This is a genomic window from Halobacillus alkaliphilus (assembly GCF_900113125.1).
GTDB classification, from domain to species: Bacteria; Bacillota; Bacilli; order Bacillales; family Halobacillaceae; genus Halobacillus; species Halobacillus alkaliphilus.
In genome coordinates this window covers 1-11,657 of the sequence record NZ_FOOG01000032.1, presented here as the reverse complement: position 1 = coordinate 11,657, position 11,657 = coordinate 1, and the positions used below count along the sequence as shown (strand labels likewise).

Annotated in this window: 14 protein-coding genes; 9 read left to right on the top strand and 5 right to left on the bottom strand. The window is 42.1% G+C overall.

All coding sequences use genetic code 11. The annotated features are described in order from the left end of the window. Positions 1–234: 234 nt before the first annotated feature. Entirely contained in the window at positions 235–633 is a 399-nt protein-coding gene (locus BMZ06_RS15055; RefSeq protein ID WP_217646825.1) for a hypothetical protein, read from the top strand. Positions 634–780: 147 nt separating this feature from the next. Further along, positions 781–1,704 carry a manganese-dependent inorganic pyrophosphatase gene (locus BMZ06_RS15050; protein ID WP_089753199.1) on the top strand — a complete coding sequence of 308 codons (924 nt, stop codon included), beginning with the start codon at positions 781–783 and terminating at the stop codon, positions 1,702–1,704. 492 nt (positions 1,705–2,196) lie between these two features. Here the strand turns inward: BMZ06_RS15050 and BMZ06_RS15045 are convergent, their stop codons facing one another. Both BMZ06_RS15045 and BMZ06_RS15040 read right to left on the bottom strand, forming a co-directional pair. Next, the gene (locus tag BMZ06_RS15045; RefSeq protein WP_089753131.1) at positions 2,197–2,748 is read right to left on the bottom strand and encodes a hypothetical protein; all 552 of its coding nucleotides are present in this window, start codon (positions 2,746–2,748) and stop codon (positions 2,197–2,199) included. Further along, a complete protein-coding gene (locus tag BMZ06_RS15040; RefSeq protein ID WP_089753129.1) occupies positions 2,741–3,322 on the bottom strand; it encodes a GNAT family N-acetyltransferase in 582 nt (193 codons plus the stop codon). Before BMZ06_RS15040 ends, BMZ06_RS15045 begins: the two co-directional genes overlap by 8 nt. Before the next feature lie 125 nt (positions 3,323–3,447). On the opposite strand from BMZ06_RS15040, the gene corA reads away from it, so the two are divergent. Then, a complete protein-coding gene (gene corA / locus BMZ06_RS15035) occupies positions 3,448–4,398 on the top strand; it encodes a magnesium/cobalt transporter CorA (protein ID WP_089753127.1) in 951 nt (316 codons plus the stop codon). A 329-nt stretch (positions 4,399–4,727) separates the two neighbouring features. Here the strand turns inward: corA and BMZ06_RS15030 are convergent, their stop codons facing one another. The 3 genes from BMZ06_RS15030 to BMZ06_RS15015 form a co-directional block, all read right to left on the bottom strand. Next, positions 4,728–5,291: an FAD-dependent oxidoreductase gene (locus tag BMZ06_RS15030; protein WP_089753125.1), complete on the bottom strand. Its 564-nt coding sequence runs from the start codon at positions 5,289–5,291 to the stop codon at positions 4,728–4,730. Positions 5,292–6,114: 823 nt separating this feature from the next. Then, entirely contained in the window at positions 6,115–6,447 is a 333-nt protein-coding gene (locus tag BMZ06_RS15020; protein ID WP_245756028.1) for a hypothetical protein, read from the bottom strand. Between the two features lie 80 nt (positions 6,448–6,527). Next, a complete protein-coding gene (locus tag BMZ06_RS15015) occupies positions 6,528–7,277 on the bottom strand; it encodes an SDR family NAD(P)-dependent oxidoreductase (protein WP_089753121.1) in 750 nt (249 codons plus the stop codon). A gap of 127 nt (positions 7,278–7,404) precedes the next feature. Between BMZ06_RS15015 and BMZ06_RS15010 the strand changes: the two genes are divergently transcribed. From BMZ06_RS15010 to BMZ06_RS14995, 6 genes are all read left to right on the top strand, one after another. Then, the gene (locus BMZ06_RS15010; protein WP_089753119.1) at positions 7,405–7,941 is read left to right on the top strand and encodes an HD domain-containing protein; all 537 of its coding nucleotides are present in this window, start codon (positions 7,405–7,407) and stop codon (positions 7,939–7,941) included. Between the two features lie 358 nt (positions 7,942–8,299). Continuing rightward, positions 8,300–8,437: a hypothetical protein gene (locus BMZ06_RS20785; RefSeq protein ID WP_175477904.1), complete on the top strand. Its 138-nt coding sequence runs from the start codon at positions 8,300–8,302 to the stop codon at positions 8,435–8,437. 108 nt (positions 8,438–8,545) lie between these two features. After that, positions 8,546–8,680 (top strand): hypothetical protein, encoded by a 135-nt coding sequence (locus tag BMZ06_RS21165; protein WP_281244482.1) that lies wholly within the window; start codon positions 8,546–8,548, stop codon positions 8,678–8,680. Between the two features lie 144 nt (positions 8,681–8,824). Then, on the top strand, positions 8,825–10,087 hold the full coding sequence (locus BMZ06_RS15005) for a molybdopterin molybdotransferase MoeA (RefSeq protein WP_089753117.1): 1,263 nt from the start codon (positions 8,825–8,827) through the stop codon (positions 10,085–10,087). Positions 10,088–10,110: 23 nt separating this feature from the next. Then, positions 10,111–11,121: a GTP 3',8-cyclase MoaA gene (gene moaA / locus BMZ06_RS15000; protein WP_089753115.1), complete on the top strand. Its 1,011-nt coding sequence runs from the start codon at positions 10,111–10,113 to the stop codon at positions 11,119–11,121. Positions 11,122–11,335: 214 nt separating this feature from the next. Further along, a partial coding sequence (locus BMZ06_RS14995) for a helix-turn-helix domain-containing protein (protein WP_139205840.1) occupies positions 11,336–11,657 on the top strand: 322 nt, incomplete at its 3' end.

Below are 11,657 nucleotides of genomic sequence, written 5' to 3'. Positions count from 1 at the left end.
ATTATGAGGAGTTTCGATCCAATGAAATTGGAATAGAACCTCACTTAATTTGTGTATGTAAGGAATTCTAACACAAAGTGTTATTAGTTCTCAAACATCTTTTTTACTTTTACCCCTTTGACTTTCTCTTTAAACCTTCTCAATTCAGGCATGCCATAGGATTTACGGATTTAAAAAATTTTTAGAAATATTTGAATCTCTCCCTCGTATGCTTACTAGTAGAGGTGATGAATGGTGAAGCGTACCTTTTGGGTAATACTTGGACAGGCAGCAATTATATTTATTTATCTATGGATAGCTTCTTATCTGTTCCAAATTTTACAAGTGAAAGCTAATGAAATGGAACGTTTTTATTCTTATCTATTATTTAGCCAAACCGCATATATCCCGGTTGGTTTTCTAATGGGCTCAGGACAAATGATAAGAGAATGGAAGAAAGAAGGCAGATTTAGAGTAAACCCGTTATTGATCGCATTATTAGTAGTGCCAGCGCTTTATATACTTTTTGTACCCTATTTTCTCCCTTTTCCATCTATAACACCTGCAATTATCTTAACAAATCCTTCAGCAGGAACTGTGATCCAGATTATGGCAGGCTACGCTTTAGTCAGAAGCATTCAAAAAAAGAAGTGAATGGAGAAGGTCCCTTCATTTTCCGTAAGTGCGGTGGTTGATTCTTCGTTTATTACAGCGATAAGATGGACGCACGTCTATTTTTGTCTTATAATCGTCACTGTAAAAGACGTACATAACTACGCACAAGGAGAAAGGAAGATGACAATGAACAAAACATTAATTTTTGGCCATAAAAATCCTGACACGGATACGATTAGCTCAGCGATTGCTTATGCCGCACTAAAAAATTCACTAGGCTTTAATACAGAGCCGGTTCGTTTAGGAGAGATCGGCGGGGAGACTCAATACGCTCTCGACTATTTTGATGTAAAAGCACCAAGGCTGGTTGAGAAAGTATCCGACGAAGTGGAACAAGTTATATTGGTTGACCATAACGAGCGTCAGCAGAGTGTAGAGGATCTGGCAGAAGTTAAAATTCTTGAGGTTATTGATCACCACCGTATTGCTAACTTCGAAACGGAAGGGCCACTTTACTATCGTGCTGAACCCGTGGGTTGCACGGCTACAATTTTAAACAAACTTTATAAAGAAAATAATAAAGAAATCTCTAAACCAATGGCCGGGCTGATGCTATCTGCCATTATCTCTGATTCTTTATTGTTTAAATCTCCGACATGTACCGAAGAGGATCGTCAAGCAGCTGAAGAACTGGCTGTTATTGCAGGCGTGAATGCAGAAGAGTACGGACTTGAAATGTTGAAAGCCGGCGCAGATATCAGCGGTCTTTCTGCTGAAGAAGTAATTTCCCTTGATGCAAAAGAATTCTCAATGGGAGATAAAAATGTCGAAATCGCTCAAGTAAATACCGTGGATACAGATGATGTTCTTGCCCGCAAAGCAGAACTTGAGCAGTCTATGGAAAAAGCTGTAGCCGATAAAGGATCAGACTTGTTCTTATTGGTCGTAACAGATATCCTTACGAATAATTCCACAGTGGTAGCAGTTGGAAATAAAGAAGCTGTTGCGCAGGCATTTAATGTGACATTAGATGGTAACCAGGCTGTACTTGAAGGGGTAGTTTCCCGTAAGAAACAAATCGTACCGCCATTGAACCAATATTTCGCGTAATAATATAAAAACGATCCTTGCGTAAAAAGGATCGTTCCGGGGCCGTCGAGTTAAACTCGGCGGTCTTTTTTTTATCTGATAAAAATTGCTGTTGATTCGCCATAAAAGATTTATTGAACTATCGGGCCGGATTGTGGGAGACTCAGTTTCGAGATATTGGTTTGTAGTTAAGGTCCTGGAGGATGATTCGCTTTCCGCGACCCTGCACGCCGCAACGTCGATCGACCCTACGTCGTTTAGGGCCATAGGAAAGTGTTGAAATGTGGAATAAGCCGACCATCAAAAGGATGACGGTTTTCCAATCCATTGATAACGGCTTGTGTCTCGAGTGTCTGGGTGATGGAACAAGACGAGTTATTTCTCCACCACCCCTTATCCATCTAACGTAACGGACCTAACTATCTCGAAACCAAGTCTTCCATAAACGTGAGCTTTTCTTTAATAATCAACGCGGTGATTTAGAGAGCCAAGGGAGGAGAAGGGGCTGATGGATTATTGGAAGTTTTGGTTAAACTCCTGTATTTCCCCGGTTACTGAACGGAATACATCTTCGTCTGCCACTGAAAAATCCTCAGCAGAAGTGATCTTTGTAATCTCACTAATAAGGTTACTTAGTTCCTTATCCACTTGTTCAACGTTTCTGTTCTCATTTTCTGTTTGGCCAACCGAGTGCTCCGTAATAATGAAGTCTAAGGTCCGAAGGGATTCAGTATATTCCCTGAACCATTGGCCGTTTAGAAGACTGCTTCTCTGAGCAGTGTTGAACAACCGGGTTTGGTCATGTAAATTCATCAATTGATCCGACAACAGAGAGCCAAGCTGGAAATTTTTCTGCTCTCCTGATTCTCGCGTATGATACAAATTAAATCTCTGCTTCACGTCTTCGAGCTTACGCGGCAGCTCTTTGACCGCGGAGGAAGACGCCTGAACAGCAAAAGAATCGATAGGCTGAGATTTTGAGGTATCGTACCACATATACGCTAAGATGATGGAGAGAAATAAAAGCGTTATCGACATTACCTTGTAAATCTTTAATTTAGTCACGATTTATCTCATTCCATTCTTCGCGAAGCACTCCCATGCGGATGGAATCGTAAAACTTACCTTCGTAAATGCGGCATTTTCTCATTCGACCTTCTAATGTTAAACCTAACTTCTCTCCCACCTTCATCATTCGTTCATTTTTGGACCAGGTGGTTAATCCTGCACGCGCAATAGGAAGTGACCGGAAAAGATGGTCTATCCATAACTTTAGGGCTTCAGTACCATACCCTCCATTCCAGTAGTCTGGGTTGTAAATACCGATGCCAACCTCAAGCCATAAAGAGGGTTTGTGCTCCCAATAATACGTCACTGTTCCAATTATTTGACCATTCACCTCAATCAGCAGCCTTGAATCCGGCTCCTCAGAACTTAAACGTTCTTTACGTGCGTTCTCGTGGCTGCGGTAGCTTTCCAACGTATGCGGTTCAAGAGGGTAGTAGGGGGCGTCCCATTTCTTCCACTCTTGTTCATTTGCATAAATTTTCTCCCAAAGCAGTGGGATGTCTTCATCTTGAATGGAACGCAGGGTCACTTTTTCCCCTTTTAAAAGGGTATTGAATTTAGATTTATTCATAGTATTTAAGCTCCTTAAGAGTACTTCAGTCTTATCCTATCATAATGGAAGAATCAGGTTGAGTGTTTTCTCTTATTCTCAGCAGGGTATGAGTAGAAGAAGTTACATAAGTAAGAGGTGAGTATATGATTCATGTCACGGCCTATTCGAATACAAAAGGACTTCAAAAGGATTTAACGTTGGAGCAGCTATCGGATTTGGACTGGAACTGGTACTGGGTGGATTTTGAAGCACCCACAGAAGATGAAGTTAAATTGCTGGATAGTTATTTTCATTTCCACCCTTTAGCTATTGAAGACTGTCTTCATGAGCTGCAGAGGCCCAAGTTAGATTATTATGATGACCACACCTTTTTCGTGCTTCATTCCGTAAATCACGAAGAGCTTGAAAGAGAGGAAATCGACATTTTCTTAGGTGAGTGTGCCATCGTTACGTTTCATAAGGAGCCTGCTCCTTCGCTCGACATTGCTGAACGTCTGCTTAAGCGCAGCAAAGATATGAGCAAAGTAGATGAGTATTTCATACTCTATCAAATCCTTGATAAAGTAGTGGACAACTACTTTCCGATCGTGTACGAGATTGAAGATCATATTAATGAAATTGAAACCAATACGAAGAACCTATCCATGGAAAAACTGCTGGATGAACTGTTCGACCGCAGAAGTGAACTGCTTACCTTGAGGCAGACTGTGCACCCAATGCGAGATTTATTATACCGGGTATTGAATACTCATCATTTAGAAGGAGTGCATGACCGCAGGGAATACTTTGCTGATATCCACGACCACTTAATAAAAGTAGCGGATATTATAGCATCGAACCGTGAAATGACACAGGATATCCGGGATAGTTATTTGTCTTTAAACTCTCATCAAACCAATCGGACGATGCAGATTCTGACGGTTATATCCGTTATCTTTATGCCGCTGACGTTTATTGTTGGGGTTTATGGAATGAATTTTCAACATATGCCTGAACTTGAAACTCAATATGGCTATCTGGTTGTCTGGATCATTATGATTGGTGTGGCCACAGGAATGTTCATGTGGTTCAAGAGTAAGGGCTGGTTCGATTAAAGAGTCTGAGATGGTTTACGACTGAAGGCTGAAAGAAAATCACCCGACGGACTGTTATAGAAAAGACGGAATTCGACTACACTTTAAATATCATCAATCAAAGGAGATGAATTTATCGTGTTTAATGAATTAGAAGTCTCTCTTGACGTACAGGAACGCCGGACGAAATAACCTAAAAAAGCTATCCCGTGTTAGCATGGGATAGCTTTTTAAAATTATTTGTTCTAGGAACGAATGAAGAACGTCCTTATTTTCCGTGGGTTTCTTGAAGTGGTTAATTCTAGTTGGATAGGGGGTTTTAATTAATTAGTACTCTTTGACCTGGCGGGTCATGATTTTAATACGTCGTGATCGACGTAGCGTGTTCCTTTAAGGGCACTGATTACATTAACCGCTACTCTTGCTCCGTCTCCAGCGGTAATAATGGTATGGACACTGACACCGGCAGCCGTTCCAGCAGCCCACACTTTAGGGTAGGACGTATGGCCGTGTTTATCCACTTGAATGATTTTAGCTACCCTTGGTTCAAGCCCATCCCGTGTTCCAAGACCGAAGGCTTCCGCTAATTTTACGGACATTCCCGTAGCAAAAATAATATGCTCAGCATCATAAGAGCCTTCAGTGGTTTCAATTTTGTACATAGCTCCATCTTCAATAATCCGCTGAACTTCCTCTTTCACGAGATTCGTGCCGAATTTAACGGCTTGTTCTTGACCGGTCTGAAGCAGAGAAGGACCTTCTATTTCTTTTACTCCGTAGTGATTTTCCACCCATGCTTTCGCTGTTATACTCTTGCCGCTGTCGAACATTACTGTTTTCACACCTGATTTCGCTGCAAATAAAGCAGCACTGGCACCCGCGGGTCCTGCTCCGATAATAGCTACATCATACATAGAAGACTCACTCCTTAGGAAAAGTAGGTACACTTTCATTATATCGAATTTTTCGAAAGGAAGAAATCAGGTGGGTAAAAAAGAGAATTATTTTGGAGGCAGGGGAGGGGACAAACGATAGAAGCTGTACTCAAAGAAACTTAATAAAATCTAAACTCAGTTAATTCATGTTTATCTTCCAGTAAAGCTCCCGTTTGTGTAAGACTCAGTTTCGAGATCGACTAGCTCCTTCACCCGCGGGAGTCTCCTCATTTCCCAACCAGCCCAGCGATTTATTGTGGACGAACCCTGCTATAGGAGAAAGGAGCCATGCTGCATCTGCCTCGAATGCTTATAGTACAGGGTTCCTACACTTAAACACACGTAAAAACCAGTGTGATCATAAATGATCTTTGTTCATTGGAAGGTGTTTATGCAGAGAATTTCGAGCTCTTCATAATCACAAAGGGGCGGAAGGGAACGGCGAAGACTGCTGCGGGAGGAACATGATCGGTGAGATCCCGGAAGGCGCAAGCCTGAGGAAGCTCACCACAAGGGATGTTCGACTAAGGTCACCACGTCCTGTGGCAACGTCGAACGACCCTGCGTCGTGCAGGGCCGCGGAAAGCGAGCCGTTCCCTGGAGCCCCTTTCTTTACAAAATATCTCGAAACTGAGTCCTCAACTATCCGGCCCTTTAGCGTTATAAGCCTTTTGTGAGAAATCAACCATGACAATTAACTAACTAAGCAATAAAAAAAGAACTCAATTCCTTTAGAGGATGAGTTCTTTTCAGCGGATTAAGATCCATATTCCATGTGCTGTAAGTATTTATCTCTATGGGGTTATACGAATATAGATATGTTGCTGTTTATGATAGAATCTGGGTACTTGGTTCGGCGGTTGGCCTCTGCGATGTTCTCCTGCCACGAGTCTTCAATCTCCTGAAAGGTTTCTTCTACTTCTTCACCGTCAATGATCATAACAAGAGGCTCTTCAATATCCATTAATAGAAAAAATGACATAAGCTTTGGCAAGTGTCCACCGTCAGCGATCAAATGGTTTTGATGTAAATAAATGTTCTGATTGCTTTTTGAAACTAATTTGTAAAGTTTCATAACCTGGTTGGTTTGTAAGGGTTGGTGCAGGTGCAATTGATATGATGATAATTCTTCCATCCTTGTCACCTCCATGTTTTCTGCTTGCTTAATCACTACCCGGGGGTCAAGGGACCTAAACCTGACTCCCCGTATTTTTGTTAATGTTTGTAAATCATTTTCCTTGTCATACCGCCGTCCACAGTCAAATTTTCTCCTGTAACAAAATCATTAGAACGATCAGTCAAATAGAAACAGGCTTTTGCTACATCTTCGACTTTTCCAACTCGATTAGACAGGTGCTGCTCATGATCGACTTCGCGGAGCTGTTCGTAGTTCTCTGTCTGAATCCAGCCCGGACTGATGGAATTTACACGAATGTTATAATGAGACAGAGAAGATGCTAAAGCGTGAGTGAGTGCTATAATGCCCCCTTTACTAGCTGCATAGGCCTCTGAGTCCGGCTCGGACATAAAAGCTCGCGTTGAAGCCATATTAACGATTCTTCCCTGTACACCTTCATTCTTCCACAGCTTTCCAGCTTGTTTGGAAAATAGGAAAATACTTCTGAGATTGGTCTGAATCACATCATCCCACTGGTCGACGTCCAGTTCAAAAAGCGGCTGGAATGAACTAACTCCAGCATTGTTAATTAAAATTGAGATCGTGCCAACGTGTTGTTTTATCTCATCAAACAACTCATTTATATTTTTTGGGTCACGTACGTCGCAGTAAAAAAAGAAACCGTTGCCGCCGTTCTCTCTAATTTCTCCTACCAGCTGCCTGCCATGTTCTTCATCTTTATCGCAGGCAATCACGGTGGCGCCTTGTTCAGCATAGGATAAAGCCAGACCTCGGCCTATCCCATTACTTGCACCCGTGATTAATACAATTTCATCATGAAAATTCATAGTAATCCCTCCTGCCTCACTTTACCTTAATGTCTTTATTCATAAACCTGTGTTGTGATATCTGTTGGAAAAGGCTTGTAGAGCAGGGGGGAACGTGGTATTATCTTAAAAAATTGGAGGTGATCGTATCAAACGCGTAACATTAGTCGACGTATTTAAGCACCGTATCACACAGAAATACTTACAGCGATCAGGCATCCATCACGCGGTCACCGTAGCAGGTTATGCATATGATATGGCGATTGAATCCAATGTAGATCCGGACCTTGCGACAAAATCAGCGTTACTTCACGATATGGGGCATTATGAGTGGTACCGGGATGGAAAGTGGGACTATGAAGAATATCGAAAACATGATATTCACGCCATTAAGGGAGCGGAGCGCGCTCATAAATTATTGATTCGCCTCGGGGAAGATCGACTGGTTGCAAAAGAGGTATCGCTTGCTGTACTTCTCCACACGGACAGCTATCTACCTTTTTCCCTCGAATCCCAACGGACAGATCTTCAAGAAGTAGTAAGGAAAGCCGATGAAAAAGACGAGCAGCCATCTGGGCTGCATCATTATAAGCAAATGGACAAGAGCGAAGCGATCCAATTATTACACAAGCTTGATTTGAAAGTTGAAGCAGCTTTAGAAGAGCAAGGAGAGCTTTCTGGATAAAAAGTATAACTTTTTTCCTAATTAGGCTTTACTTTTAAATCAGCCTTCTATATAATTCCATTGAAAGCAAAAATTTTCTGAAAGCGAGGTCGACACAAATGATGAACATTACAATCACTTTAAACCAGACAATCGAACATCGGCCTGCGCACATAGGAATTACTGAGTAAACTTTTTCATCATTTTATTCATATCAGCCGCAGGTTACGCATATTGTATTCCTGTGGCTTTTTTAATGAAAGCACGATATCGTTTGCTAAAAGCGAAGCCACAGGGGACCTGTGGTTTTTTATTATGCTATCAAAGGGTAATTTTACTCTTTTGATATAAATATACACTAATGTAGGAGGTGGAAGATATGACGATCCACTTGTTTATTTTTAAGATTCAAGTAAGTAGACGCCAGGAAGAGAAATACGCGCCACTGCCCGGATACCATCCGTCTGCAGAAGAGCAATGGCTTGACAGGAAATCATCATTTATCCATTACATGTAAATTAAAAAGGAGTGAAAAATTATGAGCAGCAAACTAAGGATGGAATTTATGGATTGGTTAAACGACGAGAAGGATACCGCTTAGTTTCGTAGTATTGGAGGGGTAAACATGCGGATCAACGTGCTTATTTTTACGATTTATATCCAAAAGCTGGACCAGGAAGCTAGAGAACGGTCATTCCAAAGGTCAAAAGCAATTGGAGAAAAAATCAATAAAACTAAATTAAAATACACTTCATTATAAGGTGCAACCCCCAGTCATTTTGGCTGGGGTATTGTATGTTTTAAGGGATTTAAGAAGCTAAACCTTTGAAAAAATCTGGCAAATCCGTTAAGGTCAGGGAAAGATACTCACCAGAAAATTTTTATATAGAAAGGCTTTGTTGACATGAGTTTACATAGAAAACCTCTGCCTGTGCCGGATGCAGTGAATTCGGTGATGAACTATAAAAAGAAGGCTGAGGGGGAAATTCTCCCGTTGGAGTTTTGTGATAACCGGACCTTAGCAGAAGATATAGTAGCTACACACCCGGTTCCTCCTTTTAATAAGTCTCCCTATGACGGTTTTGCGTTACGGTCCGAAGATACAAAAGGGCTATCAAAGGAAAAAAGCGGTCAGTTTCGAGTGACGGAAACGATAGGCGCCGGCCATCGTGCTAGTCGGCCAATAAAGGAAGGGGAAGCCGTTCGTATTATGACGGGCGCAGAAATCCCTGCAGATGCCGATTGCGTAGCTATGTTCGAAATTTGTCAAACCTATGAAGAGGACGGACATTCCTGGATGTCATTGAAACGCCCTATGGAAAGAAACCAGAATGTCATTCAAAAAGGATCGGAAACCAAAGAAAGTGACATATTGGTAGAGGCTGGGACGAAAGTGAATCCAGGTGTAAAAGCTCTGCTTGCCACCTTTGGCTATAGCGATGTTAATGTATATAAAAAGCCAGTTGTCGGTGTGTTTGCTACCGGCACTGAACTACTGGAGGTTGATGAGCCTCTGGAGCCTGGGAAGATAAGGAATTCCAATGCCTTTATGATTGTTTCCCAAGTGAAGCGTGCAGGTGGAGAAGCTCATTATTTTGGGAAGTTAGAAGATGACTTTGATATTTGTTACCAATCCGTATCTGAAGCTTTAGATAAGGTGGATGTATTAATTACGACGGGCGGCGTATCGGTTGGGGATTACGATTTAATGCCTGATATTTATGAGAAGTTAGAAGCGGATGTGCTATTTAATAAAGTAGCCATGAGACCAGGAAGTGTGACGACGGTAGCTTCTTACCAGGGAAAATTGTTGTTTGGATTGTCAGGGAACCCTTCCGCCTGCTATGTAGGGTTTGAATTGTTTACTTACCCCATCATTCTTTCCTATTTAGGTCGGTCAAAACCCTTTCATCAACGGATTCAAGCTACACTAGGAACAGATTTTAAAAAGCCCAATCCTTTTACTAGATTTGTGCGGGGATGCTTACGGTACCAGGAGGGGAGGGTGATCGTTGACCCAGTCGGTATGGACAAGTCCGCCGTTGTTTCTTCGCTTGCCCATACAAATGTACTCATTATGCTCCCAGGAGGCACCCGAGGCTACGAATGCGGAGACAGCGTGGAAGCCCTTTTACTGGAAGATCAGACAGGACAGCAGAGTTTCTGACATGAGATAGAAGGAGTGAAGGTATGACCGATTATGTATTAGACAAGCATGAACGACCAATGAAGGATTTACGAATCTCTGTGATTGATAAATGTAATTTTAGATGTACGTACTGTATGCCGGCAGAGATTTTCGGTGATGACTATAAATTTATGCCAAAGGACGAGCTTCTAAGTTTCGATGAAATCATCCGGCTTGTTCAAATCTTTTCGAAATTTGGAGTTGAGAAGATCCGTCTAACGGGAGGAGAGCCTCTGATGAGGAAGGATCTTCATGAACTGGTTGCAAGATTAAACGAAATAGATGGGATAAAGGATATTGCCGTAACAACTAATGCCGTATTCCTCGTTAAACAGGCTAAAAAGCTCAAAGAAGCAGGTCTTAATCGTGTAAACGTAAGTCTTGATGCCATTGAAGATGAAGTCTTTCAGCAGACGAATGGCAGAGGAATAAAAACCAGTCCTGTACTTAAAGGAATTGAAGCCGCCAGGGAAGCGGGCCTTGAAATTAAAATAAATATGGTTGTGAAAAAAGGGATGAACGAAAGCCAGATTCTTCCGATGGCCCGTTATTTCAAGGAAACTGGTGACACCCTGCGGTTCATTGAATTTATGGACGTAGGAAATCATAACGGCTGGAATATGGATTCTGTAATTTCTAAAAAAGAGATTATTGAAGAAATTAATCAGGAACTGCCTTTAGTGCCGCTTGACGCGAATTATTTTGGAGAAGTAGCTTCCAGGTATCGTTATGAAGGAAGCGAAGCAGAGATTGGAGTGATTTCATCTGTAACGGATGCTTTTTGCAGCAGCTGCACGCGAGTACGTCTTTCAGCAGATGGAAAGCTGTTCACCTGTCTCTTTGCTTCAGAAGGTCATGATATTCGTGAGTTATTGCGCGGCGGAGAGCCGGATGAGGCGATTGTATCCAATCTTATTAAGATCTGGACAAGAAGAGATGACCAATATTCGATCGACCGTGCCAAAGGAAAACCAACGAAGAAGAAAATCGAAATGTCGTATATCGGCGGCTGAAAAAAGCCGGGTACCCTCGCGCTGGGTACCCGGCTTTTTACTAGGATTTGCAAGACATTTTTATCATTCATCAGCAGAAGACTCCCTCTTCAAGCGCCGTGTCGAAGACCGGCGGTAAGGGGGGAGATGAATGCCGTTACCGTAAGGCGAATGCCTTTGAATATTCTCCCTTTCGTGATATTCTAAAGTAAGAACATACGTTCTTGGTTAGGGGGTGGAAAGGTTGAGGCATAAAGCGTATAACTTTCGTATCTATCCAAATAAAACCCAAGAATCGCTCATCGTTAAGACCATCGGTTGCGCTCGTTTTGTCTTCAATCATTTCCTCTCCGAATGGAGCAGTGCCTACAAGGAGACCGGAAAAGGTTTGAGTTACTCTACTTGTTCCAAACAACTACCCAAGCTTAAAAGAGAATTCCTTTGGTTAAAGGAAGTGGATAGCACGGCCATCCAAACTTCGGTCAAACATCTTTCTGACGCTTATGAACGGTTTTTCAAAAAGCAAAACCAACCTCCGCGGTTCAAATCAAAGAAGA

What these genes read in the sequence shown, in the direction of transcription:
- BMZ06_RS20785 (WP_175477904.1), top strand. Translation starts at nt 8,300, where the DNA reads ATGACGATCCACTTGTTTATTTTTAAGATTCAAGTAAGTAGACGCCAG.
- BMZ06_RS21165 (WP_281244482.1), top strand. Translation starts at nt 8,546, where the DNA reads ATGCGGATCAACGTGCTTATTTTTACGATTTATATCCAAAAGCTGGAC.
- BMZ06_RS15015 (WP_089753121.1), bottom strand. Translation starts at nt 7,277, where the DNA reads ATGAATTTTCATGATGAAATTGTATTAATCACGGGTGCAAGTAATGGG.
- BMZ06_RS15030 (WP_089753125.1), bottom strand. Translation starts at nt 5,291, where the DNA reads ATGTATGATGTAGCTATTATCGGAGCAGGACCCGCGGGTGCCAGTGCT.
- BMZ06_RS15020 (WP_245756028.1), bottom strand. Translation starts at nt 6,447, where the DNA reads ATGGAAGAATTATCATCATATCAATTGCACCTGCACCAACCCTTACAA.
- corA (WP_089753127.1), top strand. Translation starts at nt 3,448, where the DNA reads ATGATTCATGTCACGGCCTATTCGAATACAAAAGGACTTCAAAAGGAT.
- BMZ06_RS15040 (WP_089753129.1), bottom strand. Translation starts at nt 3,322, where the DNA reads ATGAATAAATCTAAATTCAATACCCTTTTAAAAGGGGAAAAAGTGACC.
- BMZ06_RS15050 (WP_089753199.1), top strand. Translation starts at nt 781, where the DNA reads ATGAACAAAACATTAATTTTTGGCCATAAAAATCCTGACACGGATACG.
- moaA (WP_089753115.1), top strand. Translation starts at nt 10,111, where the DNA reads ATGACCGATTATGTATTAGACAAGCATGAACGACCAATGAAGGATTTA.
- BMZ06_RS15005 (WP_089753117.1), top strand. Translation starts at nt 8,825, where the DNA reads ATGAGTTTACATAGAAAACCTCTGCCTGTGCCGGATGCAGTGAATTCG.